15 protein-coding genes are annotated in these 18,596 nt (G+C 72.5%); 7 read left to right on the top strand and 8 right to left on the bottom strand.

Translation table 11 applies throughout. The annotated features are described in order from the left end of the window. Positions 1-214: 214 nt before the first annotated feature. From HGB44_RS30750 to HGB44_RS30735, 4 genes are all read right to left on the bottom strand, one after another. The gene (locus HGB44_RS30750) at positions 215-1,537 is read right to left on the bottom strand and encodes an HNH endonuclease signature motif containing protein (RefSeq protein WP_168444220.1); all 1,323 of its coding nucleotides are present in this window, start codon (positions 1,535-1,537) and stop codon (positions 215-217) included. 733 nt (positions 1,538-2,270) lie between these two features. Further along, complete coding sequence (locus tag HGB44_RS30745; protein ID WP_061083651.1) at positions 2,271-2,714, bottom strand: nitroreductase family deazaflavin-dependent oxidoreductase; 444 nt, start codon at positions 2,712-2,714, stop codon at positions 2,271-2,273. A 121-nt stretch (positions 2,715-2,835) separates the two neighbouring features. Beyond that, positions 2,836-3,525, bottom strand: coding sequence for a response regulator (locus tag HGB44_RS30740; protein WP_231972677.1), 690 nt, complete (start codon positions 3,523-3,525; stop codon positions 2,836-2,838). Beyond that, positions 3,525-4,802: a sensor histidine kinase gene (locus HGB44_RS30735; RefSeq protein WP_061083650.1), complete on the bottom strand. Its 1,278-nt coding sequence runs from the start codon at positions 4,800-4,802 to the stop codon at positions 3,525-3,527. Before HGB44_RS30735 ends, HGB44_RS30740 begins: the two co-directional genes overlap by 1 nt. A gap of 151 nt (positions 4,803-4,953) precedes the next feature. Between HGB44_RS30735 and HGB44_RS30730 the strand changes: the two genes are divergently transcribed. The 4 genes from HGB44_RS30730 (at position 4,954) to HGB44_RS30715 (ending at position 10,861) form a co-directional block, all read left to right on the top strand. Then, positions 4,954-5,727: an ABC transporter ATP-binding protein gene (locus HGB44_RS30730; protein WP_061083649.1), complete on the top strand. Its 774-nt coding sequence runs from the start codon at positions 4,954-4,956 to the stop codon at positions 5,725-5,727. Then, positions 5,712-7,370 (top strand): hypothetical protein, encoded by a 1,659-nt coding sequence (locus tag HGB44_RS30725; RefSeq protein ID WP_061083648.1) that lies wholly within the window; start codon positions 5,712-5,714, stop codon positions 7,368-7,370. The genes HGB44_RS30730 and HGB44_RS30725 overlap by 16 nt, the downstream gene beginning before the upstream one ends. A gap of 227 nt (positions 7,371-7,597) precedes the next feature. Further along, positions 7,598-8,260 (top strand): TetR/AcrR family transcriptional regulator, encoded by a 663-nt coding sequence (locus HGB44_RS30720; protein ID WP_061083647.1) that lies wholly within the window; start codon positions 7,598-7,600, stop codon positions 8,258-8,260. 42 nt (positions 8,261-8,302) lie between these two features. Next, positions 8,303-10,861, top strand: a complete 2,559-nt coding sequence (locus HGB44_RS30715) for an MMPL family transporter (RefSeq protein ID WP_061083646.1) — start codon at positions 8,303-8,305, stop codon at positions 10,859-10,861. A gap of 58 nt (positions 10,862-10,919) precedes the next feature. Here the strand turns inward: HGB44_RS30715 and HGB44_RS30710 are convergent, their stop codons facing one another. Beyond that, positions 10,920-11,555: a TetR/AcrR family transcriptional regulator gene (locus tag HGB44_RS30710; protein ID WP_013152167.1), complete on the bottom strand. Its 636-nt coding sequence runs from the start codon at positions 11,553-11,555 to the stop codon at positions 10,920-10,922. A 268-nt stretch (positions 11,556-11,823) separates the two neighbouring features. Between HGB44_RS30710 and HGB44_RS30705 the strand changes: the two genes are divergently transcribed. Continuing rightward, positions 11,824-12,999 carry an acyl-CoA dehydrogenase family protein gene (locus tag HGB44_RS30705; protein WP_168444219.1) on the top strand — a complete coding sequence of 392 codons (1,176 nt, stop codon included), beginning with the start codon at positions 11,824-11,826 and terminating at the stop codon, positions 12,997-12,999. A gap of 228 nt (positions 13,000-13,227) precedes the next feature. On the opposite strand, the gene HGB44_RS30700 is transcribed toward HGB44_RS30705, so the two are convergent. Further along, positions 13,228-13,602 (bottom strand): FKBP-type peptidyl-prolyl cis-trans isomerase, encoded by a 375-nt coding sequence (locus tag HGB44_RS30700; protein WP_061083368.1) that lies wholly within the window; start codon positions 13,600-13,602, stop codon positions 13,228-13,230. Positions 13,603-13,793: 191 nt separating this feature from the next. After that, complete coding sequence (manA, locus tag HGB44_RS30695) at positions 13,794-14,978, bottom strand: mannose-6-phosphate isomerase, class I (RefSeq protein WP_061083369.1); 1,185 nt, start codon at positions 14,976-14,978, stop codon at positions 13,794-13,796. A gap of 442 nt (positions 14,979-15,420) precedes the next feature. On the opposite strand from manA, the gene HGB44_RS30690 reads away from it, so the two are divergent. Continuing rightward, complete coding sequence (locus HGB44_RS30690; protein WP_061083370.1) at positions 15,421-15,918, top strand: GNAT family N-acetyltransferase; 498 nt, start codon at positions 15,421-15,423, stop codon at positions 15,916-15,918. A 114-nt stretch (positions 15,919-16,032) separates the two neighbouring features. Here the strand turns inward: HGB44_RS30690 and HGB44_RS30685 are convergent, their stop codons facing one another. Next, positions 16,033-16,584, bottom strand: a complete 552-nt coding sequence (locus HGB44_RS30685; RefSeq protein WP_061083371.1) for a TetR/AcrR family transcriptional regulator — start codon at positions 16,582-16,584, stop codon at positions 16,033-16,035. 183 nt (positions 16,585-16,767) lie between these two features. On the opposite strand from HGB44_RS30685, the gene HGB44_RS30680 reads away from it, so the two are divergent. After that, the gene (locus HGB44_RS30680; protein ID WP_061083372.1) at positions 16,768-18,561 is read left to right on the top strand and encodes an MFS transporter; all 1,794 of its coding nucleotides are present in this window, start codon (positions 16,768-16,770) and stop codon (positions 18,559-18,561) included. Positions 18,562-18,596: the final 35 nt, after the last annotated feature.

Below are 18,596 nucleotides of genomic sequence, written 5' to 3'. Positions count from 1 at the left end.
GGAGGGCCGATCGGGGCGCGGGAGGGCGGTGAACGACAGAGGCTCGGAGATGGTTACTCGCTCCTGCGTCGGCACCAAAGGCGAGCGGGCCCTCCGGCCTCGGGCAGCGCTACCGGCCCCGGTGGTGGGGGCAGGCGACGACGGCAGCGGTGGGCGCGGGGCCCGGGCCGCCTGCCGGGTGCGGGCATGCCGGGGCCCGACCCGGCCGGGGTGTTCATTCCCGGGGTAGTGGGTGGGGTTCGAGAGGGTGTCCCCGGTCGTGGTGTCCCGGGCGGGCTTCCCTTCCGTTGCGTGCCCGGTGGTGTTGCTGGTGTGTGCGCAGCTCGCGTTGATACTTGGCCCGGTTGTGCGGGCCGCATAGTGGTTGCAGGTTCGCGACCTCGGTGCGTCCTCCCCGGGAGAAGGAGGTGATGTGGTCGGCCTGGCACCAGGTGATCGGCACCTCACACCCGCCCGGGTGCGCACACGTGCTGTGCCCGTGGAAGGCGGCCGTGCGCTGTCGGGCTGAGGCCAGGCGGCGACTGTGGCCCACGTCCAGCACCCGCCCGGTGGGGGGTGCGGTGAGCATCCGCACCACCTCGGAGTCCCCAGCCAGTTCGTGTACCAGCCCGACGGGGATTACCCGGCCGTTCTCGTCCAGAGCTGGGGTTTCCTGGCCTTCGGTGTCCAGGTAGGTCTGCACCGGTACCAGGATGCGGATCTGCGCCAACGGGGCAGGGGTGTGGGTGCATCCGGTGTGGGTGGTGGCGAAGCGCAGCGCGGCGATGAGCGCGTCATGCTCACGCTGGGACCGGGACCGGGTGTCACCTTCTCCGGGTGGGGTGGTGAAGGTGTCGATGGCGGCGCGCACGATCAACGCGTCTCCGGCCCCGCCCCAGGCCTGGAGTTGGTAGCTGCCCTGGAACGTGTCATGCACAGCCAGACCACGGGCGGCGTGGGCGGCCTCGTGGTCGCGGTCCAACCGGTGCGGGTCCAGGCGATAGGCGACCTGACGGGCCACCGCCTGGAGTTGGTTGACCGACAACGCAGGACGCTCTGCCTTGGCCGCCACCAGAGCCGACTCAAACCCGCCCCGGTAGCCCTGCTCGTCGGGGAAATGCTGGGCATCGCGGGTCTGGACGGCTTTGTCGGTGACCTTGGCAATCGCCACCGCCTCACCCAAGGCCACCGTGTTCTCCTCCAGAGCCTGGACGGTGGCGGGCAGGGTCTCCTCGTGCACATGCTGGGCCAGACGGGCCAAATCCTTGGCCTGACCAGTCGGCACCTTGCACTGGTGAGTGATCCACTTGTCCAGAGTGGCGTAACCGCTGTAGCGGGCCACCTCACCGCGCGCGTACAAACGCGCCATCCGCGCCAGCGCCCGGTAGCGGATCTTCTCCACCTGGTCCCACAGGGCGGCGACTTCCTCAGCGGCGGCCTCGTCCGCCCCCGGCGGCACTTCGGCATCCCACACCTGGTCGATGATCTCGCGCGCACCAGCCAGCGCGGCCACACCCGGGGAACAAACCCCGGGGGCCGCGTCGGGCGCTGCAAGCATCATCTCCATACCTCTTATTATAAGCCAACAGCAGCCATTGCGCCAGAATTCACAGCACCGAATTCACCCACCCTTCCGGATTTCCCCCCACGGGAGGCTTGTCCTTCATTGGTAAGCCACAATTGGGACAAACCGAAAGGCGCCAGAAAGGGCGCGGGAGAAATGATCCCTCGCCGCTGGTGCCATCGCCGCCGACCCCCGAGCACAGGGGCCAAAGACGCCATCCGAGGCTGGAGGACCCGCCTGCCGTTGGCGCCACCGTCGCTGACCCCGGCCATCCCCGAACCCCGGCGTTGGTCGCCCTGGGCCAGCCGCTCCTGCCTTTGGTGCCGCTTTTCGTCGGGCCCCTCACCCCCACCGGACGACTACCGTTTATCGGAGTCCGTTCCACTTCGCGGCAGCGGGTGCGCTTTCGTCGCTGCCAGCAACCCCCGTCAAGAGCAGCGTAGGGGAGAGACCTGATGGCGGCCCCTCCCTGCCCCTCAATCCATTACTCCCCTTGAGGTGTCGGGTGTTTGAGGGCACACCAAAATACGCGTGGGTGGGATCCCCCCTATTTCCAGGAAACCATCACGGCGCCACCCGCTGCCAGACCCGACCACCACCTGTGGAAAGCCCCGACCGCCACCTGCAAAGAACGCAGCCGCCTACGTAGCCAGGGGGTTTGACCCCAGCACCACGGGCGGACCGGCCAGGACGCCTCCCCCGACCGGCCCGCCCTCGAAACACATCACTACTGGTCGGCGACGGGCTCCAGGACGAAGACCGGGATCTCCCGGTCCGTCTTCTTCTGGTAGTCGGCGTAGTCCGGGAACGCCGCCACCGCGCGCTCCCACCAGACCGCCTTCTCCTCGCCCGTGACCTCGCGGGCCCTCATGTCCTGGTTCACCGTGCCGTCCCGCAGTTCCACGTGAGGATCGGCGAGGACGTTGAAGTACCAGACGGGGTGCTTGGGCGCACCCCCGAGCGAGGCGACGGCGGCGTAGCGCCCCTCGTGCTCCACCCGCATCAGCGGCGTCTTGCGTAGCTTGCCGCTCTTGGCTCCGCGCGTGGTGAGCAGGATGACCGGCATTCCGCGCAGGGTCATCCCCTCCCTCCCCCCGGAGCGCTCGATCTGCTCGACCTGGTTGCGCACCCACTCCGTCGGACTCGGCTCGTACTCGCCTTCGAGCGGCATGGAATCGTCTCCCTCGTCGTTCTGCTGGCCAACACCACTGCCAACACCACTGCCCCAAGGGTTCATCCGTACCACGGTGGCGGACGTCACGAAGTGCACGGACGCCGAACACGCCGGAACCTCAGTCGGGGGTCCGGGCGTCGTGGGTGAGCAGCGCCAGCTGCACCCGCCCGGACAGGTCCAGCTTGGTCAGCGCGCTGGACACGTGCGCCTTCACCGTGCCCATGGACATGTACAGCCGCTCGGCGATCTCGGCGTTGGACAGACCGGCGGTCACCGCCTCGGCCACCTCGCGCTCGCGTTCGGTGAGCAGCGCCAACCGCTCCCGGGCGCGCTCGCGGCGCGAGGGCGCCTCGGTGCGCTCCACCGGGTCGGTTCCGGCCACCCGGTCCATGAGCGCGCGGGCCACGCCGGGAGAGAGCACGGGCTCGCCCGCCGCCGCGCGGCGCACCGCCTCCACGATGCGCTCCGGAGCGGTGTGCTTGAGCAGGTACCCGGCGGCGCCCGCGCGCAGCGCCCGCACCACGGTGGCGTCGGCGTCGAAGGTGGTGAGCACCAGGACCTGGGGCCCGTCCCCGTCGCCGCGCAGCGCCTCGGTCGCCGCGATCCCGTCCGTCCCGGGCATGCGCACGTCCATCAGCACCACGTCGGGGCGGTGCTCGGCCACCGCCGCGGGCACCTCGGTGCCGTCCCCGGCCTCGCCGACCACCTCGATGTCCCCGTCGCCGCAGAGCATGATCCGCAGGCCGGTGCGGACGAGGGGGTCGTCGTCCACGAGCAGGACGCGCACGGGAGTGTTCACGGGCACCACTATGGCACCTCCGTCGTCTCGGGCCAGGGCAGCGCGGCGAGCAGGCGGAACACCCCGTCCTCGGGGCCGTGGCGCAGGGTTCCGCCGTCCAGGGCGACCCGTTCGGACAGGCCGGTCAGGCCCGCCCCGGCCCCGGGGATCTCGGCGGGGACCACTCCCACCGGCAGCGGGTTGACCACCGACACCTCCAGGCCGCGTCCGGGGGCACCGCTGATCCGCACGTCCACCCGGGCCCCGGGAGCGTGCTTGCGCGTGTTGGTCAGCCCCTCCTGCACCAGCCGGTAGGCGGTGCGGCGCACCTGGCCGGGGGGTTCGGCGCCCTCGGGAACGTCGTAGGCGGACCGCACGCGCTGGCCCGCCCGGACCGCCTCCTCCACCAGTCGGGTGACGTCGGCCAGGGCGGGCGGCTGGGGCGCGGCGGTGCCCGCGTGGTCCTCGTCCCGCCCTGGAGCGGTGTCGGCCGCGCGCAGCACCGACAGGACGCCGCCCAGTTCCTCCAGCGCCTGGTGGGCGTTGTCGCGGATGACCCGCACGGCCGCACCCAGTTCGGCGCCCTCCAGCGGCGGCGCCTCGCCCCGCTCCGCGCGTTCGGTCCGGTAGGCGAGCGCACCGGCGTGCACCGACAGCAGCGACATGCGGTGGGCGACCACGTCGTGCATCTCGCGGGCGATGCGCTGGCGCTCCTCGGTCCGGGCGGCGGCCAGGCGCCGCCCGCGGTCCTCGCGTTCGCGCCGCACGTCCGCGCGCAGCCGCTCGATGAGCTGGCGCCGGGTCCGGATGGCCACGCCCCAGCCCATGCTGCCCGAGATGAACAGCGTGGCGATGACGAGGACGATGACGCTTTCGCCGCGGGTGGGCGGGACCATGACGATCCAGGGCAGGCCCAGGAGGACGGCCGCCATGGCCGTCACCGCGGCCTGCCGCCAGGGGCGGCGGACGGCGAGGTTGACCAGGGCGACGGCCAGGGCCCCGATCGCCGAACTGGAGACGGCCTGGACCAGGCACAGCAGAACGCCCACGCCCAGGGGATGGCTGCGGCGCCACCACAGCGCGAGGCACGCGACCGCGCCCAGGACGAGGTCCGGAAGGACGAGCCAGGAGGGCACGTACGCGTACAGGCCCACGCTGTAGGCCAGGAGGTAGTAGGCCCACGTCAGCGCCGCGCCGAGGAAGAGCAGGGCGTCCAGCACCCATCCCCGCGGGCCCCGGCGCTCTCCGCGGTTCGCGGTGCCGCCGGGCGCGGTGTCCGCGCCGTCCGCCGCCGGTGTCGTGTCCACGTGGTCCTCCTTCCCGCCAAGGGTAGGACGGCCGCCCCCGCGCCGCCTCGGCCGACGGGCCTTCGCCCGGGCGCGGATCTGGCCGACCGGACAGGCGGTCGCGACCGATCGGAGGATGTGCCCGGAGGGGGGCCGCGGGGAGGGTGGCGGTATGAGCGAGAACGTGCCCGCCCTGGAGATGGACGGGCTGACCAAGGTCTTCAACGGCACGACGGCGGCGGACGGGGTGAGCCTGTCCGTGCCGCGCGGGGCCATGCTCGGGCTGGTCGGGCCCAACGGGGCGGGCAAGACCACCTCGTTGTCCATGGCGGTGGGGCTGCTGCGCCCCGACGCCGGGACGGCCCGGGTGCTGGGGGTGGACGTGTGGTCGGACCCGGTCGGGGCCAAGCGCCTGCTCGGCGTACTGCCCGACGGTCTGGCGCTGCCCGAGCGGCTGACCGGCGGGGAGCTGCTGAACTACTGGGGGCAGCTGCGCGGACTGGGCCGGGAGGTGACGCGGGCGCGCGCCGAGGAGCTGCTGCGGGTGCTGGAGCTGGACCGGGCCGAGCGGGACGCGGTGCTGGTGGCCGAGTACTCCACCGGTATGCGCAAGAAGATCGGGCTGGCCACGGCCCTGCTGCACGCGCCCAAGGTCCTGGTCCTGGACGAGCCCTACGAGGCCGTGGACCCGGTCTCGGGGCGGGTGCTGACCGCGATTCTGCGCAGGTTCACCGACGGCGGCGGCACGGTGGTGATCTCCAGCCACGTGATGGCGCTGGTGGAGCAGCTCACCGACCGGGTGGCCATCATCGCCCGCGGCCGGGTGCTGGCCGACGGGTCGCTGGAGGAGGTGCGCGGCGTGGACACCACCCTGGAGGACACCTTCGTGCGGTTGGTGGGCGCGCGTGGGATGGAGGAGGGTGAGCTGGCGTGGCTGGCCTCCTGATCCGGTTGAAGTTCACCCTGCTGCGGCACTCGGCGACGGGGATGCGGCTGTTCGGAATCATCCTGGTCGTCGGCGGAACCGCGCTGACCTGGTACCTGGCGGTGACGGCGGCCTCGGACGGCGTGCGCGCGGACCTGCTCTGCCTGGCGTTCGCGGTGTGGGCGGCGGGCTGGACGCTCGGCCCGACGGTGGCCAACGGCACGGGGGTGCTGCGCTCGCAGTACTTCGCGCTGCTGCCCCTGGACCGGCGCCGGGTGGGCGCCCTGCTGCTGGCGACGATGTTCGTGGACGTCGGCCCGGCCCTCACGCTGCTGGCGCTGGGCGCGCTCGTGTGGCACGCGCTGGCGCTGGACCCGTCCGCGCTGGTGGTGGCGGTGCCGGGGGTCCTGGTGCTGTGGGTGTTCGTGGTGACGCTGTCCCGGCTGGTGTTCCGGGCGCTGGGCGCGGCGATGCACTCGCGGCTGGGCATGGAGATCGCGTCGGTGCAGTGGGGGCTGTTCCTGGCCGGGATGTTCTTCGGGTGGATGGCGGTGCAGCCCGCGTTCCAGGCGACGCTGAGCCTGAGCGAGAACGGTCTGGGCGAGGGCGCGGTGGGCACCGTGCTCGTGTTGCTGCCGACCTCGTGGCCGCTGCTGGCGGTGCAGGCCGCCGCGGCCGGTCCCTGGCCCGTGGCCGCTGCCTGGCTGGGCGGGTTCGCCGTGCTCACCGCGGGGATGGTGGCGGTGACCTGCGCGCTTTTGGCGCCCCGGGTGGGGGCGCGCGGGGTCCGGAGGCGGGTCCGTCCGGGCAGGGTGCTCGCGCGCCGGGCGCTCGCGCTGCTGCCGGACTCCCCGTTGGGCGCGGTCGTCGGCAAGGAGCTGCGCCAGTGGTGGCGCGACCCGTGGCGGGGCCTGGAGCTGCGGTCGTCGCTGTGGGCGGCGCTGTTCATGGGGCTGATGGCCTGGTCCAGCGACCTGTTCTCGTTCTTCGCTCCGTTCGCCGGGGTGATCGCGGCCTTCGTGATGGCGCTGTCCACCTCGAACATGTACGGGCACGACGGAACGGCGCTGTGGCTGTCGGTGGTCGGCCAGGACCGGGACACGCTGCGCGCGGACGTGCGCGGCCGCCAGATCGCGATCCTGCTGCTGATCGCCCCGGCGGCGACCGTGCTGAGCGCGGTGTTCATCGTGGCCACCGGAACGCACTGGGCCTGGCCGCTGGTGCTCACGGGGCTGGCGGCGTTCTTCGGCGTGGGCAGCGGGGTGGCGCTGCTGTTGTCGGTGGTGGCGCTCTCCCCGGGGGTGGACCCGCAGCTGAGGGTGGACGCCAACGACAGCGGTGACAACACGGTGCAGGTGTGGTTGGCGATCATGATGCTGCCGTTGCTGTGCGCGCCCTCAGTGCTGGCCGCCGTGTTCCTGTCTCTGTGGGGATGGCCGTGGCTGGCGGTGCCGGTGGGTGTGCTCAACGGGGGGTTCGTGGCCTGGCTGCTGGGCCGGATCGCCTACCGGAGGCTGGAGGCACGGCTCCCGGAGACCTTCACCCGGATCCGGTACGGCCGGACGATCGCGCTCCAGACCGTGCCGGAACGGGGCGGCTGGCTGGACCGCCTGGAGCGCTCGGCGATCCAGGGCAACGCCGAGACCAAGCCCACGGGCTCCTGAGGGACCGGCGGCCGCGCGACCCGGGACGGGGGTCGCGCGGCCGCCTTCTCGCGTGCGGGCCGCGCCCCTCGCCACTCCCCCGGCGGGGCCGCCTTCCCACCGGTAGGGCCCGGCCCCCATCCCTGCGGGGCCCGGCCCCACGGCTGACGGGGCCCGCTCCCCGAGTGTGACTGGGTGCACTCAGTGCTTCGTTGCACTTGGTGCAACCACCTCCATAACGTGGAGACGTGGACAATCAGCACGAACCGCCCTCACGCGATCGGCGTGAGGCACTGAAGTCGCGCCACCGCCGCGCCATCGTGGACGCGGCCGCCGCGCTGATGACCGAACGCGGGGACACCGGCTTCACCGTCGACCAGCTCTCCGAACGGGCGGACGTCTCCCGCAGGACCGTGTTCAACCACTTCAGGTCCCTGGACGACATCGTCCTGGAGGTGTTCGGCGAGATGCTGGACGCGATCGTCGACAGCATCGAGGCCAACCTCCCCGCCGCCACCGGGGACCGGCCGGGGAGCATGTTCGACGAGTTCGCGGCGGCGATACGCCAGACCGACCTGGTCACCCCGATCACCCGGCTCAAGCGCTTCCTCCGGCAGAAGGGGCACGAACCCGCCCCGAGCCAGGCGGCGCTGTTCGAGCGGGCCATCAACGACGTGAGCGTCCGCCTGGCGGCCATCATGACGCGCCGCCACCCGCGTGCCGACCCGCTCGTGGTCGACCTCATGTGCGGTGCGGTCATCAGCGGCGGCACGATCACGGTCCAGCGCTGGGAGCAGACCACCGGAGGGGTCGACAGCGACGACTCCCGCCGGGTCTGGTCCGACCTGCTGGACCGCATGCTCGCCGTGACCCGTGACGGCTACGGGAACGCCGGCCCCCACACCTCCTGAGCGCACACGCGCTCCCTTCCACCCACTCCGTTTGCAGGAACCATGGCTGAATTTCTCTACAGAATCGGGCGTGCGTGCGCACGCCGCGCCCGAACCGTCATCGCGGTCTGGCTGGCCCTCCTGGTGGCCTCCGGCACCGCCTTCCTCCTCTTCTCGGGTGAGCTGGAGGACAGCTTCTCCATCCCCGGAACGCCCACCGACGAGGTGGAACAGCTCCTGTCCCAGGAGTTCTCCGGGATGGGCGGCGGCGCGGGCACCGTCGTCTACCAGACCGAGGACGGCTCGGACTTCACCCGGGAGCAGCAGGACGCGATAGCCGACCGCGCCGAGCAGGCCGCCGAGGTCTCCGGCGTGGAGGACGCGATCGACCCGTTCGCCACGGAGGCGCAGCGCGCCGACCAGCAGCAGGAGCTGGAGGAGGGCCGCGACGAGCTGGAGGCGGGCCTGGAGGAGCTCGAAGCCGGTCAGGCGGAGCTCGACGCGGGCCGCGAGCAGGCCGAGGCCGCGGGGATGATCGACCAGGTCGGCCCCGGGCTCGACGCCGAACAGGTCGTGATCGACCAGAACCGCGAGGAGCTGGAGGCGGGCCTGGAGGAGCTCGAACGGGGCGAGGCCATGCTGGAGATGGCCTCGGAGATCCGCTCGGTCTCCGAGGACGGCGACACCGCCCTGGTCCGCGTCGCCTTCAGCGACAGCCAGACGGAGATCACCCCGGAGACCCGCGACGCCGTCATGGAGGTCTTCGAGAGCGACCCCGTGCCGGGCACCACCGTCGACTTCGGCAACGACATGGCCATGACCATGCCCTCCCTGGTCAGCATCGCCGAGGTGATCGGCGTGATCGTGGCCGGCGTGGTCCTGGTGATCATGCTGGGCACCCTGGTGGGCGCGGGCCTGCCGATCCTGACGGCGCTCGTCGGCGTCGGTGTGGCCACCCTGATCGCGATGTCGCTGTCCGGGGTGCTGGAGATGGCCTCGGTGACACCGATCCTGGGCCTCATGCTCGGCCTGGCCGTCGGTATCGACTACGCGCTGTTCATCATCAACCGGCACCGCCGCCAGCTCAAGCAGGGCATCGGCGTCGGCGCGTCCATCGGCCTGGCCAACGGGACCGCGGGCAACGCCGTGGTCTTCGCGGGCACGACCGTGCTCATCGCGCTGCTGGGCCTGAACCTGACCGGGATCGGGTTCCTGGGCCTGATGGGCAGCGTGGCCGCCGTCTCCATCGCCATCGCCGTGTTCATCGCGATCACGCTCGTCCCCGCGCTGCTGTCGCTGGTGGGCGCGCGCATCCTGTCGCGCCGCGAGCGCGCCCGGCTCGCCGAGGGCGCCTCCGCCGCCGGGCGGAGCACGGACGGGGCGGAGCGGACCAGGCCGATGTCGACCGGCCGCGCGCTGGCACAGGCCGCCGTCGCCGTGATCGCCCTGGGCGTGGTCGCCCTGCCCGCCCTCGACCTGCGCCTGGGCATGCCCGACGGCTCCTCCGAGCCCACCGACTCCACCCAGTACCAGGCCTTCACCGCCGTGGAGGAGAACTTCGGCGCGGGGCAGAACGGCACGCTCCTGGTCGTGGCCGAGCTGACCGGAGGACCGGACGAGGAGGCCGCGCGGCAGAACGCCGAGGAGGAGCAGGGGCTGGTCGCCGAGGAGATCTACTCCCACGACGACGTGGCCGCGGTGGCCCCCGTCGGCATCTCCGAGGACCACACCCTGGCCATCTTCCAGGTCGTGCCCGTCGAGGGCCCGGCCAGCGCCTCCACCGAGGAGCTCGTGCACACCCTCCGCGACATGGAGCCGGTCGAGGGCACCGGTCCGCTGGGGGTCGCGGGCATGGCCAGCGGCAACATCGACATCTCCGAGACGCTGAGCGACGCGCTGCCGACCTACCTCGCGGTGGTCGTGGGCCTGTCCCTGGTGATCCTGCTGCTGGTGTTCCGGTCGGTCTTCGTGCCGGTCGTGGCCACGCTCGGGTTCATCCTGTCCTTCTTCGCCTCGCTGGGCGGCGTGGTGGCCGTCTACCAGTGGGGTTGGCTGGGAGGCCTCTTCGGGCTGGAGAACACCGGTCCGGTGCTGAACTTCCTGCCCACCCTGCTGGTCGGGATCCTGTTCGGCCTGGCGATGGACTACATGCTCTTCATCGGCACGGGCATGCGCGAGGCCTACGTGCACGGTTCGCCCTCACGGCTCGCCGTGGTGCAGGGCTTCCGGGCCGGCCGCTCCGTGGTCACCGCCGCGGCGATCATCATGATCTCGGTGTTCGGCGGGTTCGTCTTCTCCCACAGCGTCATGATCAGCTCGATCGGCTTCGCGCTCGCCTTCGGCGTGCTCATCGACGCCTTCGTCGTGCGCATGGCGCTGATCCCCGCGCTGATGCACCTGGCGGGGAACGCCGCGTGGTGGCTGCCCCGGTGGCTCGACCGGATCCTGCCCGACATCGACGTGGAGGGCGCCTCCCTGGAGCGCCGTCACCCGCGTGAACAGGAGGCCGGTACCGGCGGGGACACGGGCGGCGCCGCGCCGACCGGTGGCGCGCCGGCGGCCGGGGACACGGGTTCCTCCTCCGAGGAGGGCACGGACCGGGTGTCCTCCCAGCGGCGCTGAGGCGCACGAGTTCCGAGGGGCCCGGGGGCGGTGGCGACCGCCCCCGGGCCCCTCGCGCTCAGTCCCGGTTCCCGACCCTGTCGAAGACGCCGGTCAGCCCGTCCAGGAAGGCCGAGAGCGCGAGTTCGAAGCTCGCGTCGTCGATCTCGGCGGCGTGCTCGGGCAGCCGGTGGGCCTGGGACAGGTTCGGGTAGCGGTCCCGGTAGACGCGCACGTCGTCGTCGAACCCGCGCGCGAAGGAGTTGGTGGCGGCCCCCACGACCAGGTACTTGGTGGAGGCGCCGATCATCGTGGCGTAGCGGGGCGGCCATCCGGCGCCCACCAGGCCGCCGTGCACGGCGTCGGCGCGGCGCAGCGCCTCCTCGCGGCGCCCGGGACCGGAGGAGACCACCGGCAGCAGGTGGGGGTGCTCGGCGAGGGCGTCGCGGTAGGAGCGCGCCCAGACGGTGAGGCCCCGGCGCCAGTCCCCGCCCTCGAAGCCCGAGACGTCGATGCGCGAGGTGACCTCGTCCGCGACCTCGGTGAGCAGCTCCTCCTTGGTGCGGTAGTGGCTGTAGAGGGAGGCCGCCTGCACGTCGAGCTCCTGGGCGAGCTTGCGCATCGACAGGCCGTCCAGCCCGTCACGGTCGATGAGCGCGAGAGCCGCGCGGCGGATGCCCGGACGGCTCAGGATCGGCGTCTTGGGTCGGGCCACGGAGGGATCCCCTTCTCCACTGCGGCGGACGGACCGGACCCTCCGGCGTCCGGCCCGATCATCGCACGTCGGCGCACCGTGTGCGGCCCCCTGGCGGTGTTCGCGCACCTGAGAGCCCGTCTTCCGGTCCCGTGTGCCCCGGTGGGGGTGCCTGTCCGGAACCGGGCGGCGCACCCGTTTCCTCCCGTTCGGCGACACCTCTTGCACGCACCCCCGGGAAGACCGTACCCTCAAACCGAACGCCGTTAGGTTACTGGGGAGACAGGCCGTGATCGATTTCTCACTGAGCGATGAGCAGCGCGCCGTACGCGACTGGGTGCGGACCTTCGTCGAGCGGGAGCTGATGCCGCTGGAGAACGAGGTGCTGCGCCGCGAGCGCGAGGGGCACCCGCCCGGCCTCAACGCCGAGGAGCGCGCCCGACTGCGCGAGCTGGCCCGCAAGTCCGACTTCTGGGGCGTGGAGACCCCGGTGGAGTACGGCGGCATGGGCCTGGACGCGGTCACCGCCGCGATCATCGAGATCGAGCTGGGCAGGACCTTCCTGACCTTCAAGTTCGGCGGCGAGGCCGACAACATCCTCTACCACGCCAACGAGGAGCAGAAGGAGCGCTACCTGCTGCCCACCATCGCCGGTGAGCGCCGCTCCTGCTTCGCCATCACCGAGCCCGGCGCGGGCTCCGACGCCAAGGCCATCCGCACGCGCGCGGTCCGCGACGGCGACGCCTGGGTGATCAACGGCGAGAAGACCTTCATCACCGGCGGCAACGAGGCCGACTTCGCCATGGTCTTCGCGGTCACCGACCCGGACAGGGGCGCCGACGGGGGCGTGACCTGCTTCCTGGTCGACCGCGACGCGGGGTGGACCTCCGAGCCCATCGACACCATGGGCGAGCGCCGCCCGGCCTCCCTGGTCTTCCAGGACGTGCGCGTGCCGCACGAGAACATCCTGGGCGAGGAGGGCCGCGGCTTCGAGCTGGCCATGAAGTGGATCGGCAAGGGCCGCTACCTGCTGCCCGCCCGCGCGCTCGGCGGCTGCGAGCGCCTGCTGGACATGGCGATCGAGTACTCGCGCACCCGCGAGACCTTCGGTGCGCCCATCGCCGACCGGCAGGCCATCCAGTGGATGATCGCCGACTCCCAGACCGAGATCGAGGCGCTGCGCCTGCTGGTGCTGCACGCCGCGTGGCAGGTGTCGGTGGGCCGGGACTCGCGGCACGCGCAGTCCATCGCCAAGCTCTTCGGCGGTGTGAAGGCCAACGAGATCGTCGACCGCGTGATGCAGATCCACGGCGGCATGGGCTACACCCGCGAACTGCCCATCGAGCGCTTCTACCGCGACGTGCGGCTGCTGCGCATCTTCGAGGGCACGGACGAGATCCAGCGCCGCACGATCGCCCGCGACCTGCTCAAGGGCCACGTCAAGGTGGGCGCAACCCTGGGCTGACGGCGGGACGAGGGGCCCGTGCCGCACGTGGGAGCGCGGCACGGGCCCCTCCCGTACGCGTGTGCCCGGAGCGGATGCGTGTCCCGGCCGGAACGGATGTGTGTGCTCCGACCGGTCACCGCGGGGAGCCGGAGAGCGGGGCTCTCCGGGCCCGGGCGCGCGGGACCGGCCCGGGAGGGACCGCGGACGGGTGCGGCGGCCGCGCGGAGCCCTCGCGGGGAGGAGGTCCTAGCTGACGCCGACCAGGTCGCAGACGAAGATCAGGGTCTCGTTCGGCGCGATGGCGCCGGGGGCGCCGCGCTCGCCGTAGGCCAGGTGCGGCGGGATGACCAGCTTGCGGCGGCCGCCCACGCGCATGCCCAGGACGCCCTGGTCCCAGCCCGCGATGACCTGGCGCGCACCGAGGCGGAAGCTCAGCGGAGTGCCGCGGTTCCAGCTGGCGTCGAACTCCTCGCCGCTGGAGAAGGCCACGCCCACGTAGTGGACCTCGACGGTGCTGCCGTGGCCCGCCTGGGCGCCTTCACCGACCTGGATGTCGGTGACCTCCAGCTCGGCGGGCGGCGGGCCCTCGATGAAGTCGATCTCGGGACGCTCAAGCGCCATGGTGGTACTCCTTGTGTTTTTCCAGTGAACAGAGGGGCCCAGGGTATCGGTGCGCGGGAACCTCCCCGCGCAAAACGGACGTCCCGCCAGGGTGCTCTGTGACGCGCTCGCACTGCCCCGACCCGGCCTCGGGTCTCAGGCCTGAGGACTCAGGCTTCGGGCCTCGCGTCCAGGGACCCGGGCTTCGGATCTCAGGTCTCACCGACGGTGGCGGCGATGACGTGGCCGTGGCCCTCGACCTTGATCGGCCCGCTGTCGGCCTGCACGAACACCGACTCGCCGCGTTGGAGGGTCATCCCCTGACCGACCTCGGCGACCAGCTCCACCTGCCCGTGCAGGGCAAGCAGCACGGTCGGGCCCTCTCCCGGCAGGTGGGAGGTGATGCGTCCGGGGCCGATCTCGTGCAGCGCGAACTCCGGGGCGGCCGTGCGGAACTCCCGGCGCCCCTCGCAGACCCCGGGTCTGGCGTAGGGGATGGGCAGCACCGAGAAGTCCACCACGTCCAGCAGCTCGGGCGCGTCCACGTGCTTGCCGGTGAGCCCTGCGCGCAGCACGTTGTCGGAGCTGGCCATCACCTCGACCGCGGTGCCCTGGAGGTAGGCGTGCATGTTCCCCGCGGGCAGGAACAGGGCCTGGCCCGGCCAGAGCGTGACCCGGTTGAGCAGCAGGGCGGCCACCGCGCCGGGGTCGCCGGGGTAGCGGTCGGCCAGGTCGGCGACGATGGCGCCGTGGGATCCGCGCGGGCCGGAGCCCGTCCACTCGCGCACGAAGTCGTCCAGCAGCCGGGCGCGTTCGTCCCCGGGGAGGGTGAGCAGGCGGGTGAGGGCGCCGCGCAGGGCGGTTCCGGTGTCGGCCAGGGCGAGGTCGCCGCGCAGCGCGACGGCCAGTTCGCAGGTGAGCCCGCGCAGGTCGGCGTGGGCGGCGGCGGGTTCGCGGAAGCCGCACAGCGCCTCGAAGGGCTCCAGTGCGAGGAGGAGTTCGGGCTTGTGGTGGGGATCGCGGTAGTTGCGGTGCGGGGCGTCCAGGGGGATGCCCGCGCGTTCCTCGGCCTCGAACCCGGCGCGGGCGCGGACGGCGTCGGGGTGGACCTGGAGGGACAGGGGCGCCTCGGCGGCCAGGACCTTGAGGAGGAAGGGCAGCCGCCCGCCGAAGCGCTCGGCGGTGCGCCGCCCCAGGACGCGGTGGGGGTTGTCGGCGATGAGCCCGGGCAGGAGGCGCGGGCCGTCCTCGCAGTGCGCCGTGCTGGGTGCGCCGTGGTGGGCTCCCAGCCACAGCTCGGCCTGGGGCGTGCCGTCGGGTTCGGCGCCCAGCAGCCGCGGGATGGCCGTGCGCGCTCCCCAGGCGTAAGGCCTTACCTGGTTGGTGAGCCTGTGCATGCGCCCCCCGCTTTCCCGTCTGCGTGTTCTCACCCCGTGGACACCCCGGCGAGGCGGCAACAGTCTCGTGGAGGGCGCTGTCGCGGTCGACCCGGCGCGCCCCACACCTTGAGGTAGTGCACACTTCACCTCGCGGGGTGGGCGGGCACCCCACGAACACGGGTACCGGCTGCGGCAACGAAGTTACTGGGAAGTAAACCATGATCGGAAGCACGTGAACAGCGCCACATCCTGACCTCCTCTTCCAGCCCGCGGCGGGGTCCCGCCATTGTCCCGCAGCGCCGTCCCGGGTGCCACGGTCCCCGCCCCGGGGACCGCCTCTCCCGCCGCGCCGCCGACGCCTCCCCTTCCCCCACCCCCGGGAAAACCCGGATGCCCGGCGGATGGGCGACCGGTTAACGTGCATTGTTCGTGTTTGTTCCCCGACACGTGAGGCGGACACTTGAGGCTGCGCCAGGGCGGACCAGAGGACCTGTCGGCGGTCCTGGAGACCTTCGACGCCACCGTGGCGTGGCTGGTCGAACACGGGCGCTCCGCGCAGTGGGGCGACCGCCCCTGGTCCCGGGACCCCCGACGGGTCGCGCGCGTGAAGGAACTGGTCGCCGAGGGCCTGTGGGTGGCCGAGATCGGCGACGGCACGGCCGGGTTCCTCGTCGCCACCGAACGGGCTCCCGGCTACGCGCCGAGGGTGCGCGAACGCGAGCTCTACGTCCACCTGCTGCTGGTCGCGCGCACCTACACCGGGCGCGACGTGGGCGGCAAACTGCTCTCCTTCGCCCGCAGGCAGGCGCGCGAGCGCGGCGTCGGGCTGGTGCGGGTGGACTGCTGGGCGGGAGGGGACGGCGCCCTGGTGCGCTACTACGAGGGGCAGGGGTTCACCCCGGTCGAGCGGGTACCCGTGGGCGGCACCGAGGTCCAGATGTTCGAGTACCGGGTCTGAGCCCGGCCGGGCCCGCCGGGGAGCGGAGTCCTCCCGCCCGGCCCGGGACGCGGCGACGCGGACCGGTTCGGCGGCGGGAGGCGGGGGCGGGGAAGCGGCCCGGGCAGCGGACGCTCAGCGCTCGCGGCGCACCTTGTCGGAGGCCTCCACCAGGCGGTCGATCATCCGCTGCGTCAGCACCGGGTCGGGCTGGGGCAGCCCGGCGATCGCCGCCATGTACAGCCCGTCGCCCGCGCGCAGGACGATCTCGGCCAGGACCGGGTCGGTGAGCTCCTCGTGCAGCAGGTCGCCCCAGCGGCTGAAGAGGCCCTGGACCGTGCGGACGGCCTCCTCGGGCATGTCCTCCTGGCCGCGCAGGGCCGCGATGACCGCCCAGTACAGCTCCCGTTCCTCGGGGCTGCGCGGCAGCGAGGTGCGCAGGAAGACGCGGACCACGCCCTCCTCTCCCTCCACCGCCTCGCGGAACTCCTCCTCGGCCAGCACGCGCAGGCGTTCGATGAGCCCGGTGAGCATGGCGGTCTTGGACGGGAAGTGGTACAGCAGTCCCCCCTTGGACACCCCGGCGTCACGGGCCACGGCCTCCAGGGTCACCGCGGAATAACCCTCCCCGACGAGGATGTCCTGTAGGGAGTCGAGAATGCGGTCGCGGGTGTTCGAAGCGTTCACGATTGACACTGTACCGGCTGGACGGTACTGTACCGGCTGGACGGTTGAAGAGTCCCGGGAGTACGCCCCGGTCGACCAGACTTCCCGTCCTTCCGCCCGGCCGTTCGCCCTCCGCATCCCGCCGGTCCCAACGCGCCCTCACAGCCGTGCGGCGCGCGCACAAGCGACACGTAACGAGGAAAGATGAGTTCCGCCCAGACCGGAAACGGCACCGTCGGCGCGCGCGGCCGCGACGGTGCGGCGCCCGCCCTCGCGGGTCCGCGCGAATGGACCGCGCTCGCCGTCCTGGTCCTTCCGGTGATCCTGATCTCGGTCGACTCCACCGTGCTCGGATTCGCCGTCCCCGCGCTCAGCGAGCAGCTGCGGCCCGACGCCGGCCAGCTGCTGTGGATCGTCGACGTCTACGGCTTCGTCCTGGCCGGACTGCTGATCACCATGGGCTCGCTCGGCGACCGCATCGGTCGGCGGCGCCTGCTCATGATCGGTTCGGCCGCCTTCGGCGCGGCCTCGCTGATCGCCGCGTTCTCGCCCACCGCCGAGGTGCTCATCGCGGCCCGCGCCCTGCTCGGCCTGGCGGGCGCCTCGCTGATGCCCTCGACCCTGTCGCTGCTGCGCAACATCTTCCTGGACCCGCGCCAGCGCCTGCTGGCCATCGCCCTGTGGGCGTCGGGGTTCTCCGGCGGCGCGGCGCTCGGCCCGATCCTGGGCGGCTGGCTCCTGGAGCACTTCTTCTGGGGCTCGGTGTTCCTGATCAACCTGCCGGTGATGGCGCTGATCCTGGTGCTGGTCCCGCTGCTGGTGCGCGAGTCCCGCAATCCCGGCGCGGGACGCCTGGACCTGCTGAGCGTGGTCCTGTCCATGGCCGCGATCCTGCCCGTCGTGTACGGCGTCAAGAACCTGGCCACCGAGGGCCTGGCGGTCACCCCGATCGTGTCCCTGCTGGTCGGCCTGGGCCTGGGCTACCTGTTCGTCCGGCGCCAGAAGGCACTCGACGACCCGCTGATCGACGTGGGCCTGTTCCGGTACCGCGTGTTCAGCGTGGCGGTGGCCACCAACCTGATGATCGTGTTCTCGCTGGTGTCGTCGCTGTTCTTCCTGACGCAGTACCTCCAGCTGGTGCTGGGCGTCTCGCCGATGCGGGCCGGTTTCGTGCTGGTGCCCGGCCTGGTGCTGTCGGTGCTGGCGGGACTGGTGGCGGTGCGGCTGTCGCGCCACCTGAGCCTGGCCACGGTGATCGGCGGGTCCCTGCTGGTGACCGCGACGGGGTTCGCGGTCCTGGTGTTCGCGCCGGAGGGGAACGTGGTGACCGGTGTGGTGCTCGTGACGGCGGGCTTCGCGCTGATCGCCACCGGCTCGGGGTTCGCCGAGACGCTCACCAACGGCGCGATCATGTCGGCGGCCCCGCCCCAGCGCGCGGGCGCGGCCTCGGCGATCTCCGAGACCGCCTACGAGCTGGGCGCGGCGCTGGGCGTCGCGCTGCTGGGCAGCGTGCTGACCGCGTCCTACCGGGCCAACCTGACCGCCGTGGAGGGCGTGCCCTCGGGAGCCGTGGACACCGCCCGGGAGACCCTGGGCGGGGCCTCGAACGCCGCCGCCGAGGTGGGCGGCGCCGCGGGCGACGCGCTGATGGGGGCCGCGCGGACGGCGTTCACCGACGGCATGCACCTGACCAGCGTCATCGCCGTGGTGATCGTCCTGTCGGCCGCCGCGCAGGCGTGGGTGCTGCTGCGCGGTCGGGGCAACCCGGCGGTGGAGCCTGTGGAGGGCCCCGCCGAGGGAGTCGTCGAGGAGACGGCCGAGGCCGTGGGTACCGCCGGGACGGCGGGGACCACGGTTGCCGCTGAGGCCGCCGGTACCGAGGAGAGCCAAGGTTCCGAGGTGACCGGGGGTTCCGGGGAGAAGCCGGACCCGGCGGCCGCCGACCCGGTGTCCGGGAACGCCGCGGCCGCGCCGCGGCAGGAGCGGTCCGGCGGCTGACACGCGAAGGCCCGGGCCCCGGAGGCGACGCCCTC

Source organism: Nocardiopsis alborubida (genome assembly GCF_012396365.1).
Classification (GTDB): domain Bacteria; phylum Actinomycetota; class Actinomycetes; order Streptosporangiales; family Streptosporangiaceae; genus Nocardiopsis; species Nocardiopsis alborubida.
The sequence above is the reverse complement of the archived record's forward strand: the minus strand, read 5'-3'. Positions and strand labels throughout refer to the sequence as shown.